The sequence below is a fragment of the Thalassotalea sediminis genome (assembly GCF_030295915.1).
GTDB classification, from domain to species: Bacteria; Pseudomonadota; Gammaproteobacteria; order Enterobacterales; family Alteromonadaceae; genus Thalassotalea_C; species Thalassotalea_C sediminis.
This window is the reverse complement of sequence record NZ_AP027361.1, coordinates 127,191-144,739: the sequence shown is the minus strand read 5'-3', so window position 1 is coordinate 144,739 and position 17,549 is coordinate 127,191. Positions and strand designations below refer to the sequence as shown.

The 17,549-nt window shown below is 38.6% G+C and carries 17 protein-coding genes; 6 read left to right on the top strand and 11 right to left on the bottom strand.

The window, feature by feature from the left end; all coding sequences use genetic code 11:
- Position 1 precedes the first annotated feature (1 nt).
- Complete coding sequence (locus tag QUE09_RS00635; RefSeq protein ID WP_286234292.1) at positions 2–1,210, bottom strand: glycine C-acetyltransferase; 1,209 nt, start codon at positions 1,208–1,210, stop codon at positions 2–4.
- A 171-nt stretch (positions 1,211–1,381) separates the two neighbouring features.
- Here QUE09_RS00635 and QUE09_RS00630 point away from each other — a divergent pair, with 171 nt between their 5' ends.
- On the top strand, positions 1,382–1,813 hold the full coding sequence (locus QUE09_RS00630; RefSeq protein WP_286234291.1) for an Lrp/AsnC family transcriptional regulator: 432 nt from the start codon (positions 1,382–1,384) through the stop codon (positions 1,811–1,813).
- 22 nt (positions 1,814–1,835) lie between these two features.
- On the opposite strand, the gene QUE09_RS00625 is transcribed toward QUE09_RS00630, so the two are convergent.
- A complete protein-coding gene (locus QUE09_RS00625; RefSeq protein WP_286234290.1) occupies positions 1,836–2,672 on the bottom strand; it encodes a dienelactone hydrolase family protein in 837 nt (278 codons plus the stop codon).
- A gap of 131 nt (positions 2,673–2,803) precedes the next feature.
- Here QUE09_RS00625 and waaA point away from each other — a divergent pair, with 131 nt between their 5' ends.
- Positions 2,804–4,114, top strand: coding sequence for a lipid IV(A) 3-deoxy-D-manno-octulosonic acid transferase (waaA, locus tag QUE09_RS00620; protein ID WP_286234289.1), 1,311 nt, complete (start codon positions 2,804–2,806; stop codon positions 4,112–4,114).
- A 338-nt stretch (positions 4,115–4,452) separates the two neighbouring features.
- Here the strand turns inward: waaA and QUE09_RS00615 are convergent, their stop codons facing one another.
- Positions 4,453–5,523, bottom strand: coding sequence for a glycosyltransferase family 9 protein (locus tag QUE09_RS00615; RefSeq protein WP_286234288.1), 1,071 nt, complete (start codon positions 5,521–5,523; stop codon positions 4,453–4,455).
- A 55-nt stretch (positions 5,524–5,578) separates the two neighbouring features.
- Between QUE09_RS00615 and QUE09_RS00610 the strand changes: the two genes are divergently transcribed.
- A complete protein-coding gene (locus QUE09_RS00610) occupies positions 5,579–6,328 on the top strand; it encodes a 3-deoxy-D-manno-octulosonic acid kinase (protein ID WP_286234287.1) in 750 nt (249 codons plus the stop codon).
- 2 nt (positions 6,329–6,330) lie between these two features.
- On the opposite strand, the gene QUE09_RS00605 is transcribed toward QUE09_RS00610, so the two are convergent.
- Entirely contained in the window at positions 6,331–6,993 is a 663-nt protein-coding gene (locus QUE09_RS00605) for a TetR/AcrR family transcriptional regulator (protein WP_286234286.1), read from the bottom strand.
- A gap of 451 nt (positions 6,994–7,444) precedes the next feature.
- Between QUE09_RS00605 and coaD the strand changes: the two genes are divergently transcribed.
- Together coaD and QUE09_RS00595 are read left to right on the top strand one after the other, a co-directional pair.
- Positions 7,445–7,927 carry a pantetheine-phosphate adenylyltransferase gene (coaD, locus tag QUE09_RS00600; protein ID WP_286234285.1) on the top strand — a complete coding sequence of 161 codons (483 nt, stop codon included), beginning with the start codon at positions 7,445–7,447 and terminating at the stop codon, positions 7,925–7,927.
- Between the two features lie 72 nt (positions 7,928–7,999).
- Positions 8,000–8,425, top strand: a complete 426-nt coding sequence (locus QUE09_RS00595; protein WP_286234284.1) for a DUF6491 family protein — start codon at positions 8,000–8,002, stop codon at positions 8,423–8,425.
- A 25-nt stretch (positions 8,426–8,450) separates the two neighbouring features.
- On the opposite strand, the gene mutM is transcribed toward QUE09_RS00595, so the two are convergent.
- Genes mutM through QUE09_RS00580 form a run of 3 tightly spaced genes read right to left on the bottom strand, consistent with a single transcriptional unit; the run spans position 8,451 to position 10,673 of the window.
- Positions 8,451–9,266, bottom strand: a complete 816-nt coding sequence (gene mutM / locus QUE09_RS00590) for a bifunctional DNA-formamidopyrimidine glycosylase/DNA-(apurinic or apyrimidinic site) lyase (protein ID WP_286234283.1) — start codon at positions 9,264–9,266, stop codon at positions 8,451–8,453.
- An 8-nt stretch (positions 9,267–9,274) separates the two neighbouring features.
- Complete coding sequence (locus tag QUE09_RS00585; protein ID WP_286234282.1) at positions 9,275–10,180, bottom strand: ATP-grasp domain-containing protein; 906 nt, start codon at positions 10,178–10,180, stop codon at positions 9,275–9,277.
- A gap of 10 nt (positions 10,181–10,190) precedes the next feature.
- Positions 10,191–10,673: a hypothetical protein gene (locus tag QUE09_RS00580; protein WP_286234281.1), complete on the bottom strand. Its 483-nt coding sequence runs from the start codon at positions 10,671–10,673 to the stop codon at positions 10,191–10,193.
- Positions 10,674–10,788: 115 nt separating this feature from the next.
- Here QUE09_RS00580 and QUE09_RS00575 point away from each other — a divergent pair, with 115 nt between their 5' ends.
- Positions 10,789–12,537 carry a DUF885 domain-containing protein gene (locus QUE09_RS00575; RefSeq protein ID WP_286234280.1) on the top strand — a complete coding sequence of 583 codons (1,749 nt, stop codon included), beginning with the start codon at positions 10,789–10,791 and terminating at the stop codon, positions 12,535–12,537.
- Positions 12,538–12,575: 38 nt separating this feature from the next.
- On the opposite strand, the gene QUE09_RS00570 is transcribed toward QUE09_RS00575, so the two are convergent.
- The 4 genes from QUE09_RS00570 to ubiE all read right to left on the bottom strand — a co-directional run bounded on the left by QUE09_RS00570 (position 12,576) and on the right by ubiE (position 17,531).
- Positions 12,576–14,477, bottom strand: a complete 1,902-nt coding sequence (locus QUE09_RS00570; protein WP_286234279.1) for a metallophosphoesterase family protein — start codon at positions 14,475–14,477, stop codon at positions 12,576–12,578.
- Positions 14,478–14,543: 66 nt separating this feature from the next.
- On the bottom strand, positions 14,544–16,109 hold the full coding sequence (gene ubiB, locus QUE09_RS00565) for a ubiquinone biosynthesis regulatory protein kinase UbiB (RefSeq protein WP_286235853.1): 1,566 nt from the start codon (positions 16,107–16,109) through the stop codon (positions 14,544–14,546).
- Positions 16,105–16,749 carry a ubiquinone biosynthesis accessory factor UbiJ gene (locus QUE09_RS00560; RefSeq protein ID WP_286234278.1) on the bottom strand — a complete coding sequence of 215 codons (645 nt, stop codon included), beginning with the start codon at positions 16,747–16,749 and terminating at the stop codon, positions 16,105–16,107. The genes ubiB and QUE09_RS00560 overlap by 5 nt, the downstream gene beginning before the upstream one ends.
- Positions 16,750–16,754: 5 nt before the next feature.
- Complete coding sequence (gene ubiE, locus QUE09_RS00555) at positions 16,755–17,531, bottom strand: bifunctional demethylmenaquinone methyltransferase/2-methoxy-6-polyprenyl-1,4-benzoquinol methylase UbiE (protein ID WP_434017241.1); 777 nt, start codon at positions 17,529–17,531, stop codon at positions 16,755–16,757.
- Positions 17,532–17,549 lie beyond the last annotated feature (18 nt).

Sequence of the window (17,549 nt, the reverse complement as noted above, 5' to 3'; positions counted from 1 at the left end):
GTTAAATGACTCCCATTTCTTTGCCAATTCGCACAAAAGCTTCAATTGCTTTGTCTAACTGGGCTTGTGTATGCGCAGCTGAAATTTGCGTACGAATTCTGGCTTGCCCCTTAGGTACCACGGGAAAAGAAAAGCCAATAACATAAATACCTTCCGCTAAAAGTCTATCTGCCATTTCACTTGCTACTTTTGCATCACCCAACATAACAGGAACAATGGCATGATCTGCACCTGCACACGTAAATCCTGCGGCTTCCATACTATTTCTAAAGTAGCTTGCGTTTTCTCTTAATTTTGTACGTAAATCATCACCATTTGCCAAAAGTTCAATTACTTTAATTGAAGCATTAACAATTGCTGGCGCAAGTGAATTCGAGAACAAATAAGGACGAGAACGCTGGCGTAACCATTCAATTACTTCTTTTTTACCCGAGGTATATCCACCAGATGCGCCACCCATTGCTTTGCCAAGTGTACCGGTAATAATGTCAACGCGACCGATAACATCACAGTACTCATGACTACCACGGCCTTGCTCACCTACAAAACCAACAGCATGTGAATCATCAACCATCACGAGCGCACCATATTTGTCAGCGAGATCACAAACGGCTTTTAAGTTCGCGATAACACCATCCATTGAGAATACGCCATCAGTAGCAATCAGTTTAAACCTTGCGCCAGCAGCATCAGCTTCTTGCAAACGGTTTTCTAACTCGTTCATATCATTATTGGCATAACGAAATCGCTTCGCTTTACAAAGCCTTACACCATCAATAATTGAAGCATGATTAAGTGCATCTGAAATTATTGCATCTTCTGGACCTAACAATGTTTCAAATAGACCAGCATTAGCATCAAAACATGATGAATATAAGATGGTATCTTCCATGCCAAGAAACGACGATAACTTCTGTTCCAATGTTTTATGAATATCCTGTGTACCACAAATAAAACGTACCGAAGCCATACCAAAGCCGTGTTCAGATAAGCCATCTTTAGCCGCTTGAATTAATGTTGGGTGATTGGCTAACCCTAAATAGTTATTAGCGCAAAAATTAATAACTTCTTCACCTGTATTTACTGCTATCTGCGCTTGTTGTGCAGTGGTAATTACACGTTCATTTTTATATAAACCGTCTTGCTTAACTTGTTCAATTTGTTCGTTTAAATGTTGGTAAAAACTAGTGATTGATGGCGAATTTGTCACAATAATTCCTTGGTTATTAACTAATCTTTTATGTGCGTATTATCAGCCTAGACGAATTTCTAAAGAAAGTGACATAAATTATCAAAATGCATTTATTTTTAGTTATTATGACATGTAGAATAGTCATATTGACACATTATTAGCAGTAGTAAGTAAAATTGCAGGACTCAAATGAAACTTTCAGAGAAAGACGAAGAACTATTATCAATATTACGCTGTAATGCTCGAGCGAGTGTATCCGATATTGCTAGAGCAACTGGCGTATCACGTACAGCGGTTCAAAATCGTTTAACAAGGTTAGAGAACAACGATGTTATAAAGGCATATAGCATTGTACTCGGTAGTGAATACAGCAATAAAATGATTTCAACCAATGTCTCGTTGAAAGTACATCCAAACTTACGAAAGAATATCAGTATTGCGTTACGTAAAATCCATCAGATTAGTCATATTTACTCTATTAGCGGCGAGTTTGATTTACTGGTGACTATTCAGGCAGCTACATTAGAAAAACTGAGTGATACGTTAAATATCGTTTGTGCATTAGACGGTGTAGAAAGAACCAATTCGTCAATCATTTTAGATACAATCTTCGAGCGTTAAAAAGTATCCATTAAGATGGTTGTTATTTGGCTAGCGTATCCTCTAACCACATAGCGACATGCTTTACAGTAAAGCCTCTTGATTTTAAAAGTGAGTCACCATGCTTTATACCTTTAAACACTTTAAAAATTGACCGAGAATCACCATTCCAGTCAAATAACTCTTTGGATGTAGTATAGGTATTGGCATGATAGACTGACGCCATAAAATATATCGGCATATCAATAAGGTTTTTGAAGCTTTCCTTTTGCATGTAAGACAGTTCGGGCGTAACCATAACAAACGCACTAATACGCATATTTTCAGCAAGTTCAATTGCCTGCAATGCTGAACACCCAGACGATACAACCGCAACTTTTGCAGTATCTTCTATTCTGCTACGTAAAAACTGATGTGCTGATAATACATCGCTTGGCCAGAATGCCGTCAAACGAGCAACTTCTAGCTGGTATGTGGCAAAATCTTTTGTGCCTCTTTTAATCTCAGTATGCGAAAACTCTTCTGTGATACTTTGGCCATAACCACGAAAATCAATAGCAAGCGCATTTAAACCAAGCGATGACAATTCGACTAATAAGGAATCATAGCTATCGCTATCATGATGGCAGTCATGCAACAACAAAACACCGCCTGCATCTGATTTACCTGGGTAAAATTGGCCATTTAGATTAAATCCATCTTTAGCTGGAATACTCACCTGATGCATAGGTATATCAGTCTCATTAGTGCCATCAGCTACAATTACCTGCTCAGCACTTTGCGCAGTAAGGGAGGGAGAAAAAATAATAGAAAGAAAAAATGCAAGGCTATATTTACCGAGATTGCCAAAATAATGTCTAAACACCTGCGTTACAGCCACTCATTTCCCCTTTTTATTCAGCGTGGTTTAAAAGACTATCTTATTTTTTACCATGAAACTACAAAAGACAGATTATTTAACGGCAACATTTCCAGTATACTTTAGTTATTCTTAATAAATATGAATAAATTGTGCGCACTTTAATTAGCCTCTTACTCTACCGCATTGTTTTAATTGTTCTGACGCCAGTTCTCTTACTGGTATTAATAATTCGTTCGCGAACAAATAAAGCATACCGACAAAGACTAAAAGAACGCATTGGTTGGATCCCACATACGTGTAAACCAAATAGTCTTGTTATTCATGCTGCAAGCGTTGGGGAAGTTATTGCGCTAAAGCCATTAATACAAAAACTCTTAGCTCGAAATGACTGTTCATGTATCACATTAACAACCTTTACGCCGACCGGCTCTGAGCAAGTAAAAAAGTTATTCGGCAACGACGTTCAACATTGTTATTTTCCTCTCGATGTTTGGCCCTGTACATGGTTATTTCTTCACCGGTTAAAGCCTAGCGCATTGGTATTAATGGAAACAGAATTGTGGCCAAATATTATTGCTCAGTGCACAAGTAAAGGCATTCCGCTGCAGTTAATTAATGGTCGGCTATCTGACAACTCAATGAAAAGTTATAAAAAGATCGCCTGGCTGGTTTCCCCTTGTCTTAAAGCCTTTTCCTGTATTCTTACCCAAAGTGAAGAACACAAAAAAAACTTTATAAAGCTTGGTAGTTTACCTGAAAAAACGACAGTTTCAGGCAACTTAAAATATGATATCAGTATTACTGAAGAAACTGCGGTTAAGTCAGCTTCATTAGCAAATTATATCGAAGGAGATCGCAAGATTTGGCTAGTAGCAAGTACACACCCAGGTGATGAAGCATTAGCGCTTGCAAGCTTTTCAAGGTTAAAACAACAACATCCTTCCTTGCTGTTAATATTAGTACCACGTCATCCAGAAAGGTTTACTTCCGTTAAGCACCTTTGCGAAGATCAACAATGGCATGTTGTAAACCGCAGTGCTCAAAAATCTGTTGAGCACACACATGATATTTGGCTCATAGATACTCTAGGTGAGCTTTTAGCATGCTGCGCATTAGCAGATATTGTCACCATGGGCGGAAGTTTTAGTACGATTGGTGGGCACAACCCTCTAGAGCCAGCTTTATTTGAAAAACCCATCATTGTTGGTCACGACATGTCAAACTTTAGAGAAGTAACCGCCCAATTACTTAGCGCTGGAGGATTGGCACAACTTCATTACCCGTCAAATTGTTCTCAACAAATACTGCACGAACATTTAACTAAACAAGTTAATCAACTACTTAATGATGAACGCGCTAGGGCGCTGATGGGACAAGCAGCCCTCAAGGTTGTAAAACAAAATCAAGGAGCAAGTGCATTAACCTGTGAAACAATAGCAAGATTGGTCAATCACAATTAGTCCTAGTTGGTTTCGTCAATTGTCGTTAGCCGCTATGTCTTTTCTAAACTTATAGCCTAGTTGATAAAAGACTAGAGCGTGTTGAACTTTGCTGTTTGAATTTTGTTCAAATTAAACGCCTTATTATCGCGGCACTTGGATTATTGCATAGTCATTCTATGGTTAGTTCAAGTAACAAAGAGCAGGAGGCGTTTAGGTGAACCCTTCGGGCTGCATCTGTTTGGCATTTCTACTGTGTTAACGCTTTACTTGAGTAGAATAACTACACGGCGTAAGCGCTGCCTTGTATAAATACCAAACAAATTACGGCAAAAGTAAACATGAAAGATCAACACGCTCTAATCGATTGGTGTTATTTCCGGGTAATGATCGGCGATCAGTTGCCTTATTTTGTCTTTAACTTGAGAGACAGCGATGCCATTCATCAATTGATTGCCTTTAGCGCGAATACCCCAAGGTAATTTTGATAATGATTTACCATACTGATTTTGCACCGCTTGTTGATAACAACTCACTACATAATGTTGATAATTATAAGGACCTGTGCGATGAGGGTTGGAATGTGCATACAAACCTATAACAGGTGTCCCTACAGTAACAGCCATGTGTGCAGGGCCTGTATCAGGAGCAATGACAAGATGCGCAAGTTTTAGCACAGATAATAATTGTTTTAACGATGTCTGTCCTACCAAGTTAATAAGCGAACATTCACTTCGACTAATAATATCCTCAGCTAATAACTTCTCAAGCGTTGTTGGACCGCCGCATAATACCACTTGAAAACCAAGTTCAGAAAGATGTTCTGCAATTTTACTATACCCTTCTACATGCCAATTTCTTTCCGCTTTACTGGCTGCCGGAGATATAACGGCAAGCGGTTGACTCGTCGTTAATTTTTCACTCGCCCATAGCTGATCTTGATCAGTAATTGGCATCTCCCAATGTGGTCTTGTTATCTCTACGCCAATAGCTTTGGCAAACCCTAAGAATCCATCTAATACATGAGGGTGTTTTATCGGCTCTACACGTTCGTTAGTAAACAACCATTGCCCTTCTTTTGCTCGCTGACGATCAAAGCCTATTTTTACCTTTGCAGGAATACATAGGCTAGCAATACTTGCACGTAATGCTACTTGCATATGTAGTAAAATATCAAAATGCCTCCCCTTAAACGCCTGACGAAGATCGCGGTAACCACGAATACCTGCCGATTTATCAAACACGACAAATTCTACACCTGGCAAACCTTCTAATAGCATGGCTTCTACTTTACCGATAACCCATGTAATGCTAACACCGGGGTACTGACGTTGAATCTGTTGAACCATTGCAACCGCATGGCAAACATCACCAATAGCGGAAAGTCGTAAAATACATAAAGTTTTTGGTGCTGCTAATTGACCCGGCATAAAGGAATCACCACAATAGTAAGAAGAAGTTTTGTATCTATTAGGCGCTATTATCTTGAACCCTTCGACAATTGTAAAACCCTGTGAAGAAAAACATTTTCAAAAAGAAGGTATTTATTGCCTTTACGACAGCAGTATCGTCGATACATTTACGCCAGAAATATTTACTGCTCACTATTGGCAACATAAAAAGGCCATATCAGGTACAGCACAAGGACGCGGCACAACGTACTTTATTGCAGACGATCAAAAGCATTGGGTATTGAAGCACTACTTTCGTGGTGGGCTTATTGGTAAAATAATTAATGATAGTTATTTATTTACAGGTCTACAGCACACAAGATCCGTTAGTGAATTTACCCTATTAAAGCAACTGAATGCTTTATCATTACCTGCGCCTCGACCTGTTGCGGTGCAAGTAGTTAAGCATGGTATTTTTTATCGTGCTGATATCATTACTGAACGTATTACAAACGCTCAAGATTTAGTTGCCATTTTACTAAAAGAAAAAATTAAAACTGCTTTATGGAGAAACATTGGTCAATGCATTCGACGATTTCATAACCATGGTATTTACCATCATGATCTAAATGCACACAATATTCTTATTGATGACAAAAATAAGATTTGGCTTATCGACTTTGATCGTGGGGAACAAAGAAGTCCCGCAAAAACTTGGCAACAAGCAAATATGGAAAGGTTATTACGTTCTTTTGAAAAAGAACATCAACAAAATGCCAACTTCCATTGGCATTCAAAAAATTGGCAATTGTTAATGGAAGGCTATTTAGCTGAAGCGAATTAACATTATGCGACAGCTAAAGCGTCTTTATGACGTTTTTGATACATCGCTTTGGCGGTCAAAAAGTCGTTCATTGCAGATTCAGTGATATACGGTCTAATCATCACGAGAATTTTTAGTACGCCATCTAGAAAAACTGAGTCATTAATTTCAGTATTTTCATTTTGTGTTTGATAGAAACTTAGCCAAAAAGTATTAATCAGACGTAAAATACTGACAATATCTGCTAATTCATCATCGGCAAATTTCATCATATTTGCATCACGTAACGCAATTAACATTTCACTCAAACGTTTTGAAATGGTGTGTTGCACTTCCACATATTTTTCATGTAATTGTGGACTTTTTGCCAATAACACTGGCAGGTTCGAATAGAAAAAACGGAACTTCATTAACGCTTGAAATACAGCATCCATGTAGAGAATAATGGTATCAAGCGGCTTAGTTTCAGGGTTTACTTGGGGAAAGGTTTCGAGCAGTAAGTTGCGGGCATATTCTTCGTAAATAGATAAAATAATGTCTTCTTTATTTCGAAAATGATAATAAAGATTACCAGGACTGATGCCTAAATGAGCTGCAATGTGATTGGTTGTTACGTTTCGCTCTCCTTGCTCATTAAATAACTCGATACTGGCTTGAATTATTTTATCACGGGTTTTCATGCTCATTAGATTGCTTTGTTAATTGCTCAAGTTTGTTATCATACTATCAAAATTTACTTGAGGTAAAGATATTCGAGTAAATACTTTAAGTTATACTAGAGCGTGTTGATCTTTGCTGTTTGAGTTTTGTTCAAATTAAACGCCTTATGATCACGGCACTTGGATTATTGCATAGTCATTCTATGGTTAGTTCAAGTAACAAAGAGCAGGAGGCGTTTAGTTGAACCCTTCGGGCTGCATCTGTTTGGCATTTTTACTGTGTTAACGCTTTACTGGAGTAGAATAACTACACGGCGTAAGCGCTGCATTGTATAAATACCAAACACATTGCGGCAAAAGTAAACATGAAAGATCAACACGCTCTAATACTAGCTCAGACAGATTAAGCATAAGCAAGATTGTCATCTGTATAGATGCTGACTAAAATGAACTAATTCTTTAAAAGATCAAACTTTATATGAATGTAAAAGCAATTTATCCTGGCACTTTTGACCCTGTAACCAATGGTCATCTCGATTTAATTGAACGCGCAAGTAAACTGTTTTCAACGGTCGTTGTTGGCGTTGCCGCGAGTCCTAGCAAACAACCAATGTTTAATTTGGATCAACGTGTAGCGCTGATCCAACAGGTAACAAGTAAACTTGACAACGTTACTGTAGTTGGCTTTACTGGTCTTTTAGTAAACTTCGCTAAAGAACACCAAGCAAACGTACTTATTCGCGGTTTACGGGCTGTATCTGATTTTGAATATGAATTTCAACTAGCCAACATGAATAGACGTCTTTCACCTGAACTTGAAAGTATTTTTCTAACACCTGCCGAAGAAAATTCATTTATTTCTTCTTCGCTTGTTAAAGAAGTCGCTATTCATCAAGGGGATGTGAGCGATTTTGTTCATCCAGCCGTAAAGGAAGCATTAGAAGCAAAACTAAATAAGTAGGTTAAGGTTGTTGAGCAGATACAATGCTCAACAATGAGGAAAACCAATAAAACTTAAAAAGGGATAATTTATATGTTGAAGCAAATTGTTATTATTTTACTGTTAGTGCTATTAACTGCATGTGCTAATCGTCAGGATGGTTTAGCACTCATGAATAAAGATCTTCGCCAATATATTACCACCAATGAAATTACCGATGTTAAACGCGTTACATCCTTTCGTTTTCATGGGTGGAATAGTATTTCTGATGAGTTCTTATTGTTATCCTCAACACCTAAACGTAAATATTTAATAGAAATGTCAGGCTATTGCTCAGATATTCGTTGGGCGCACACTATATCACTACAACGCTCAATGGATACCGTATTAAGTGCAAAATTTGATACGATTGGTATTCCCAATAAGCCCGCATTAAATTGTCGTATTGAAAAAATTTACCCAATAACAAGCGAGCAAGAAGACGCCTTAATCGCGATAAAAAACGCGCCAGAAGAATAAGTAATAGAGCTATAAATTAATTATTTTATTCAGACTGGCATTGAGGACAAAACACAGAGCTGCGATTAGATTGCCTGACTTCTTCTAAAGTAGTTTGGCAATTAACGCAGGGTTTCCCACTTCTGCCATATACCAATAGTTTTTGAGCAAAATATCCAGGGCGTCCATCTGCTTGCGTAAAATCTTTTAATGTCGTGCCGCCCTGAGCAATAGCGGCAGCCAACACTTCTTTGATAATGGCGGTTAAACGGTTATAGCGCTGTTCACTTATCTCACCGGCAATAGCCGTCGGCATAATCCCCGCAATAAAAAGTGCTTCATTTGCGTAAATATTGCCAACACCCACAACAACTTTGTTGTTCATTAAAAACGACTTAATTGGCACACGTTTTTTTTGTGCTTTTTGAAATAAATAGCCTTCGCCAAACTCATCATCGAGTGGTTCTGGCCCTAACTTGGAAAATAGTCCCTGTTCATCTTGATGATCTGCTAGCCATAAAACAGCACCAAAACGCCTAGGGTCATTTAATCGCAAAACCTTTTGCTCGGCAAAAACCAAATCAAAATGATCATGCTTAGCGAGTGGTGTATCAACAGATATAACACGAATGGTACCTGACATTCCTAAATGAATGACCAGCGTACCTGTGGCAAATTCTAATAATAAATATTTAGAACGTCGAGATACCGACAAAACGTTTTGGCCGACTATTGAATGCACTTCTTGTGGAATCGGCCACCTTAGCTGTCTGTGACGAACAACAACATCGGTAACTTTTTGATGTTTTATATGCGGACTTATGCCTAAACGGCACACTTCTACTTCAGGTAACTCTGGCATATTCGTACTTAAATTGTTAACTGGTGCATACGTTCAACGAATGCCTCGGCAAAGCGTTCAGCAGAGCCTGCATCCATATTAAAATACAGTGATGGTTCAATAAGCTCTGCTTCCATTAAAGCAAAACCATTTTCATGGCGAACAAAATCGACACGGGCATATAAAGGTGTTGTATGTATGCTATTAATCGCACCAATACATTTATCTGCAGCATGTTTCAAAACGACTTCTGGTTCAACGGCAGTAAGCAGACTACCAAATTCTTCTTGTACTCTAAAATCGTTTTTCTTTGGCGTTTTCAAAATTGCATGACTGTAATGTCCATTGAAATAGAACAGTGAAAACTCTCCCTCCGATAGAATATTCGAAATAAAAGGTTGCACCATAAAATCTCGTTGCGCAAACACATGATTAAGTTGTTCAACGTGTTGTTCAGCCGTCGATTGCTTAAGCCAAAAAGTGTTATCTGCATTGGCACTTACTCTTGGCTTAATAATGATTTGTTCGGTATCAAATGCCTTGAAGTAAATGTCTAGAGTATCAACTGTTAACGGTTGCTGCTCTAATTTAGGGTGCCAGTCTGTGGGCACTATATCGACGCCATGTAATGCCAATTCTTGCATGTATATTTTATCAATATTCCAACGAACGATTTCTATCGGGTTTTCTAAATGAGCACTTGATTGTTCGATATCTGTTAACACCGCTAAGAATTGTTGTTCATCTGATTGATAATCCCACGGCGTTCTAATAATCACGGCTTCATAATTTGACCATACAACGTCAGGCTGTCGCCAAGAAATTGTATCTACTTGCCAACCAAATTTGTTTAAATAAGGGATGACCAGATGATCATAGGATTCAAAGTTGGCCAATGAGTCCATAGAAAGTATTGCACATTTACGCATTTTCATTTGTTACTACTTAACCAAAAATGGCAGTTGGAATAAGTTGATCATACATCTGCATGGGGACGATGTACCAACGTTTTCTTTGTAGATGATAAATTAATAACTGATCCGTTTGTACATTCAAATGTAACTTGACTGTTTCTTCCTGCCCTGCAAACGCTATAGAAACGGGTAAAGCTAATTGCGGATCAATATTCTTAGCAGGGGTATAAGGTAATGCTGTTAATTGTTGCCACGACAACATCATTTGTTCTAACGCTTGTCCGCTAATGACCGCAGGGGTTGCCCGCCACGTTTTACCAATGCGCTCGATAACCACTTGCTGATTCAGCTCAAGCGTTAAAATTACTGCTTGCGAGCCAAAAAGACTGTCATCGCTTGCATCTTTACTCTTGTCGGTGAATACATTGTCATGTGTCGCGTTAATTAATAAAATAAACCCCATCACGCCGAAAATGATAACGTTATTCCAACCTGCGCGTGAGAGTTTGATCATTGTATTTCCTTAATTAGCACGGTGACACTTAAAGTATATCGTCACCCATTAGCGCAGATGACAATATGCTTTATAATAGTGCCTGATAAAGACTCGGATCAACCAGGATAACAAGATGAATAATAAAAATATGCTTGTATTGGTCACAATACTGACACTCTGCTCAGGTTTTACCGTACACGCCACACAATTATCTGCTACGCAGACCTTCAAAGCACTACTTACTGAACATTGGCAAAACGCTAATAAAGAACAAATCTTTTTTCGTAAAGATCCCGATGCATTTCGTATGAACGGTAAATTACCGGAAATGTCAAAAGAAGGTCGAGCTCGCCGTGCCCATTATAATGCTACTTTGCTACAACGTTTAGACAGTATTGATGTGGCGCAACTATCAGCGGAAGATCAAGTAACATACCGTCTATTTCGTTATGAGCGACAAACAGAAGCAAATAGCTATCAACAATTAGATCACTTTTATCCTTTAAATTATTATGCCGGTTTTCACAGTTATTTTGCTGGTGCTCCTGCCAACATGTCATTTCTTACTAAAAAGGATTATCAAAACTACTTGATAAGTCTTGAAGATTTTCCAAGGTATAACCAAGAGCACATAGATATACTTACTGAAGCCATTAAACAAGGACACGTTCACTATTGTGAAACGTTTAAAGGTTACGAAAAATCGATTAGTAAGCACATCGTAAGCAATGTAAAAGACAGCGTTTTTTATGGTCCTATCGCCAACATACCTGCAAACTTTTCGACGCAAGATAAAACATTCTTTGCACAACAAACCACAAAGCTAATCCAAGAAAAAGTTATTCCAGAGTATAAAAAGTTTTATCAGTTTTTTGTTAACGATTATATGGCCAATTGTCGCACTAAGGTTGGTATTAGTGAATTACCAGGCGGAAAAGCATATTATCAATACCTAATAGAATTCTATACAACAACTAACATGAGCGCGGATGAAATCCATCAATTGGGCTTAGATGAGGTTAAGCGTATTCGCGCTGAAATGGAGAAAATTATCGCGCACGTTGGCTTTAACGGTAGCTTTAAAGACTTTATCGCTTACTTACGTACGGACGATAAATTTTATACCACAACTGAACGCGATTTATTGGAGAAAGCTAGCTATATTACCCGTAAAATGGCCGCGCAATTACCTAAATGGTTTTCAGTATTACCTCGTCAAACATTCGATATTAAACCAGCCCCTAACGGTGGAGCCTACTATGTCGCATCAGATGGAAGTGGCACAACATCTGGCACCTACTTTCTAGATACTCAGGATTTAAAAAGTCAGCCATTATATACGTTAGAGGCATTAACATTTCATGAAGCCGAGCCAGGACATCATTTTCAAAGCGCAATCGCTCAAGAAGTAGACATGCCTGAGTTCAGAAAAACCTTATATCATGCAGCATATGGTGAAGGCTGGGGCTTATATTCAGAAAGATTAGGCAAAGAGATGGGCTTTTATCAAGATCCATACAGTGACTTTGGGCGATTAACTTATGAAGCGTGGCGAGCGTGTCGACTCGTTGTAGATACCGGCATGCATGCAAAAGGCTGGACGAGACAACAAGCAATCGATTATTTAGCAGAAAATACTGCGCTAAGCATGGCTGATGTTATCGCACAAATCGATCGTTATATCAGTTGGCCTGGCCAAGCATTAGCGTACAAGATCGGTGAAATTAAAATACGAGAATTGCGAGCTTTAGCAGAAAAATCACTCGGCGATAAGTTTGATATTCGCAGTTTCCATGATCAAATGCTAAAAAATGGTAGTTTACCCATGGCCTTGTTAGAAGAGCTAACAAAAGATTGGATCACACAACAACAAGCACTTTAACCCAATGTAGAGCAGTTCAATACAAATTTGGGCTGCTCTCAATCTTTATCCACAACGAAGTGAACTTCTTTACCATCAGCCGTTAATAAATTTGCTTGTACAATATACTCGTCATGCGTAAAGCGCAGCTCGCCAATGCCACATTCATTTACTAATGTTAATCCTGGCTCACGATCACTTGGTTTACGCACAGTCACTTTCATATTGCGCCTTTTAGTAAACCAATTCAGTGGTGAATATGGGCCATAAAGCACTCGATTAAGCCGATCTAATATGTTCAATAACTTAGTTGGAAATTGGTTTTTAATGCCGCTACTGGTAATTTGCACAATCTTTGATTGACTGCGTTGAAAACGATGGCTCACATCGTAAACGAATGAATAATGTACATCTCCAGAAAGAATGATAAATTCTGGGGGCGTTTTTACATGTCTAAAAATATTTAGCATGACATTCGCCGTACCTTTGTGCGCCATCCAGTTTTCTGCATCGACCATCAGTGGTTGACCAAAAAAGGTAAAAATTCGTTGTATCGTTTCGATCATTTTTACCCCATAAATTGGCGCAGCAGACACTAAAATGACTTGTGGTTCATTAATAAGCTCTTGCTGCATTTCAGACAATGCTTCCCAATCCATTAAACCAGAAGGTTTAGAAGAGCGGCTTTCCGAACGCCAACGTTGCGTGCGTGTATCTAATACCACTATTTTTGGCGTTGTTTGTAACGTATAGTGCCAGTCATGCCATTCTAGTACTTTTTCAATCAACGCATCATGCTGCAAATAACCGCGTTCGAAGTGTTTTTTAACATCGACATTAAGCTCAGTAAACTTTTCTGGTGCGTTACCCCATCCTTGACATAACCAATAAGCAACCAAAGTATTACCAATAATACGTCTAGAAAATGGGTGGCTGTAAGCGGCTTCTTCCCAACCTCGCGTTAAGTTCCAATCATCAGTAATATCATGGTCATCAAATATCATGTATGTAGGAATATGTGCAAGTGCACGACTTACTTGTGGCAACGTTTGCTGAAATTGCTGCAGTATTTGCTGTTCTTCGGTAAATTTCTGTGTATCTTCTAACGACAAGTTAGGGGTTTCTAGTCTTATATGTCGCCACATAATGGGTGACCATACCAGTATGTACATGGCAAAACACTCTGCCAATGTAACTAAATGGTTTTTAGCATTTACCGAGGTAAAAATAGGCTTTTTACTGGCGGCGAAAAATTTATCATAAACAGCTTCGTTAGCTTTAGTATGTGGTAACAAACGTTCGCGGTGGTAATAACAATATTCACTGCCATAGAGCGCTTGGCTATCATTTATTACCGCACCTTGCCAAGATTCTCCATACAAACCAAGTAAGTCGATAACCTGATGAATAGCAAGTAACATTGGACCAGCAACATCATCGGCATAAACTTGATCACCGGACATCATTAATAATGAAGGCCGCTCTGTGGGTACATCCAATGTTTGTTCAATAACTGTGTCTACTTGCGTTAGACCATCACCACCATCAAAGTGTGGTTTTCGACAAGAGCCATGCAGTAATCGTTCTATTTTATCTGGCACCGTAAAACTGCAGTATTGCTGAGCATCATATAAAAGCATCGGCGCAATCTCACTTAGCTTTTCCGACCGTCCTTGATGACTGAATGTAAACTCATATTGATAAACTTGCTCGGTAGCAAATGTTACCTCACTGTCGATATTAACGAGATGGATATAAGCATGTTCACCAATTTCAACAATTTGATGCTGTTCGCTTTTTAACGTTTGCGAGAAAATAACATCTTGATGTTGAAAAACAGATAAAGATAATTCACATTCTGTTGAGGTAACCAACCAGAAAGTTAATTGTGTCGAAGACACATGTCTCAATATAGGTCCAGCAACTAGCGTAGGTAACTGTTTTATTGTTGTTTTTGGCATCCAATTATCACTTAGTACATAAACACATACGCCATGTACATTTTTGCAAGTTTACGTTAGACATTTTTAGGCAAATAACACAGCGCTACTAATAATAAGGCTACTGACCAATACTGCATACACAAGTCTTTGATTTGCTTTTCTTTGCTGTGCCTTAATTTGTGTTAATAGGGCAACCTGCTGTTGCTGTGCTTGCTTACCATCTTTTAAGTACTGATATACTAAATCGGGAATTTCGGGTAACTTTTCGTTCCAAAAAGGTAGATTCTCTTTTACTTTTGAAAATACCGCTTTAACGCCCATTTGCTCTTTAACCCAATTTTCTAAAAAGGGTTTCGCCGTTTGCCACAGATCTAATTGAGGATAAAGTTGACGACCTAGACCTTCAACGTATAACAGCGTTTTCTGCAATAAAACAAGTTGCGGTTGCACTTCCATATTGAATCGACGCGCCGTATTGAAAAGGTTTACTAACACTTGGCCAAACGAAATTTCGGCCAATGGTTTATTGAAAATGGGCTCACAAACAGTACGTATTGCAAATTCGAATTCGTCAACGCTTGTTTGCGGCGGTACCCAACCTGAATCAACATGCAATTGTGCCACCTTGCGGTAATCACGATTAAAAAAGGCGACAAAGTTTTCGGCTAAATAGCGTTTATCTTCACGGTTAAGCGTACCAACAATACCACAATCTATTGCTATCCAAGTTGGATCAGCAGGATTAGTTATATCAACAAAAACATTGCCTGGGTGCATATCCGCATGAAAAAAACTGTCACGATACACTTGTGTAAAAAATACATCTAACCCGCGCTCAGCAAGCAATTTCATATCTACGCCTAACTCATGAAGTTTTTCAACTTCGCCAACACTTACGCCGTAAATTCGCTCCATAACAAGCACATTTTTATGGCAATATTGGCTATAAACTTCGGGTACATAAAGAATGTGGTCGTTATCTCGGCCTAAGCTAAAGTTTCGTTTTAATTGAATTGCGTTTGCAGCTTCACGTTGTAAATCAAGTTCATCTAAAATCGTTTTTTTATATTCAGCAACCACTTCTGATGGTCTTAAACGCTTCCCATCGGGTAACCAACGCGAAACCACATTGGCAATTTTCGCCATTACGGCAACATCCGCCTTGATCACTTTATCGATTCCAGGGCGCAACACTTTCAAAACCACTTTTTGAGGTTGCTCATCTAACATGAGTGTTGCGGTATGTACTTGTGCTATAGAAGCAGAGGCTAACGGTTTTTCATCGAAGTCACTAAAAATTTGCTCAAAAAGTTGCCCGCCAATTGCATCAACAATAACGTTTTTTGCAATTTTTCCGTCAAATGCTGGTACTTGATCTTGCAACAATGCTAGTTCAGTAGCATAGTCATCAGGCAAAAGATCACGGCGTGTCGACAGCATTTGTCCAAACTTAATAAAAACAGGGCCTAATGACTCAATGGCTAAGCGGAACCTTACTGCTCGTGGTTTATCTTTGTGTTTATTTCTTAACCAAAAAAAACACCAACGAAATATCTTGATATACCAAGGAACAAGTCTGGGGGGAATAAGTTCGTCTAAACCATAATGGCAAAACGTTGCAACAATTCGATATAAGCGGCTACTACTAATCAAGACTTTGCTCCTGCTCATGTTTCTTCAACGCATTTTCAAGTTGTATAATACGTCGCTCTAAGTGTTGAAAATTACGTTCAGTCGCCTGTATATCTGAATATAACTGTTGAAGCTCATCATTTGCCACTAACAACCGTTTCTCATGTAACAACCATTCTGTCGCGTCAGCTGTTATCTGCTGCTTTGCAAAAGCAAACTTACTTAACAGCCATTGATTAAACTTAACGACCTTATACGTTGGCACATCACCAATAAACGTTGCGAGCTCAGATTGCCAATCAATATCCAATTGTTGAAAAATACTCGAAAATTGTTGAGCTATTTTTATATCACCGCTTATATTAAGTTTATCTTGTTTAATTAAATCAGTTAGTTGCTGATCTGTTTGCAGCTTTTTTAACGTTGCTAAGCTTGTTTCAATATGACAATCACTTCGTTCAGTGATACATGTTACCAATAATTGCTGTTCATTAAAGGTAAACGACATCGGAAAATCTAACTCGGCCAAAGAAATAACAATAGTTTTTTGCTCTAACGCCACCAAAGGTGCATTATCTGCTTGATTAATCGTTAAAAGCGCATTAACAACTCTTTCAACAAAGCTACACAGTATTTGATGATGCATGATGTTAGACATACGACTTAAAACTTAAATCCTTTATGTAATGCGACGATACCATCAGTTAAGTTTTTATAACTCGTTTGTTCAAACCCTGCTTCTTCCATCATGCTTTTCAGCGTTTCTTGATCAGGATGCATACGAATTGATTCTGCTAAGTATTGATAGCTGTCGCCGTCTTTGGCAACAAGCTCTCCCATTTTAGGCAGTATGCTAAATGAATAAAAATCATACGCTTTATTAATGATTTCGTGTTCGGGCTTAGAAAACTCTAAAACAAGTAAACGGCCACCAGGCTTTAATACTCGGTACATTGAACGCAGAGCACGTGCTTTATTGGTAACGTTTCTTAAGCCAAAAGCAATGGTAATAATATCAAAAGTATTATCCTCAAATGGCAAATACTCGGCATTCGCTTGTACATATTCGATATTCTGCACTAGACCGCGATCACGGAGTTTATCACGACCTACATTTAACATTGAACTATTAATATCGGCTAATACCACCCTTCCTTCACGACCAACAAGCTTTGAAAACTTTGCAGTTAGGTCTCCGGTGCCACCCGCTAAATCTAAAACCTTATTCCCTGGTCTAACACCACTGGCATCTATGGTAAATCGTTTCCACAAACGATGAATACCAAATGACATTAAATCATTCATAATATCGTATTGCTGAGCAACAGAATGAAAAACGCCGGCTACCTTGGACTCTTTCTCTGTTGTATCTACGGTTTTATAACCGAAATGTGTAGTCGATGCGTTGTTGTCATCCACCTGTTCTTTATGATCACTCATGAAATCGTTCAATTGTTG

Excerpts from the sequence above, each read along its gene's own strand:
- QUE09_RS00630 (WP_286234291.1), top strand. The coding sequence starts at position 1,382 with ATGAAACTTTCAGAGAAAGACGAAGAACTATTATCAATATTACGCTGT.
- QUE09_RS00615 (WP_286234288.1), bottom strand. The coding sequence starts at position 5,523 with ATGCCGGGTCAATTAGCAGCACCAAAAACTTTATGTATTTTACGACTT.
- QUE09_RS00605 (WP_286234286.1), bottom strand. The coding sequence starts at position 6,993 with ATGAGCATGAAAACCCGTGATAAAATAATTCAAGCCAGTATCGAGTTA.
- coaD (WP_286234285.1), top strand. The coding sequence starts at position 7,445 with ATGAATGTAAAAGCAATTTATCCTGGCACTTTTGACCCTGTAACCAAT.
- QUE09_RS00595 (WP_286234284.1), top strand. The coding sequence starts at position 8,000 with ATGTTGAAGCAAATTGTTATTATTTTACTGTTAGTGCTATTAACTGCA.
- mutM (WP_286234283.1), bottom strand. The coding sequence starts at position 9,266 with ATGCCAGAGTTACCTGAAGTAGAAGTGTGCCGTTTAGGCATAAGTCCG.
- QUE09_RS00585 (WP_286234282.1), bottom strand. The coding sequence starts at position 10,180 with ATGAAAATGCGTAAATGTGCAATACTTTCTATGGACTCATTGGCCAAC.
- QUE09_RS00580 (WP_286234281.1), bottom strand. The coding sequence starts at position 10,673 with ATGATCAAACTCTCACGCGCAGGTTGGAATAACGTTATCATTTTCGGC.
- QUE09_RS00575 (WP_286234280.1), top strand. The coding sequence starts at position 10,789 with ATGAATAATAAAAATATGCTTGTATTGGTCACAATACTGACACTCTGC.
- QUE09_RS00570 (WP_286234279.1), bottom strand. The coding sequence starts at position 14,477 with ATGCCAAAAACAACAATAAAACAGTTACCTACGCTAGTTGCTGGACCT.
- QUE09_RS00560 (WP_286234278.1), bottom strand. The coding sequence starts at position 16,749 with ATGTCTAACATCATGCATCATCAAATACTGTGTAGCTTTGTTGAAAGA.
- ubiE (WP_434017241.1), bottom strand. The coding sequence starts at position 17,531 with ATGAGTGATCATAAAGAACAGGTGGATGACAACAACGCATCGACTACA.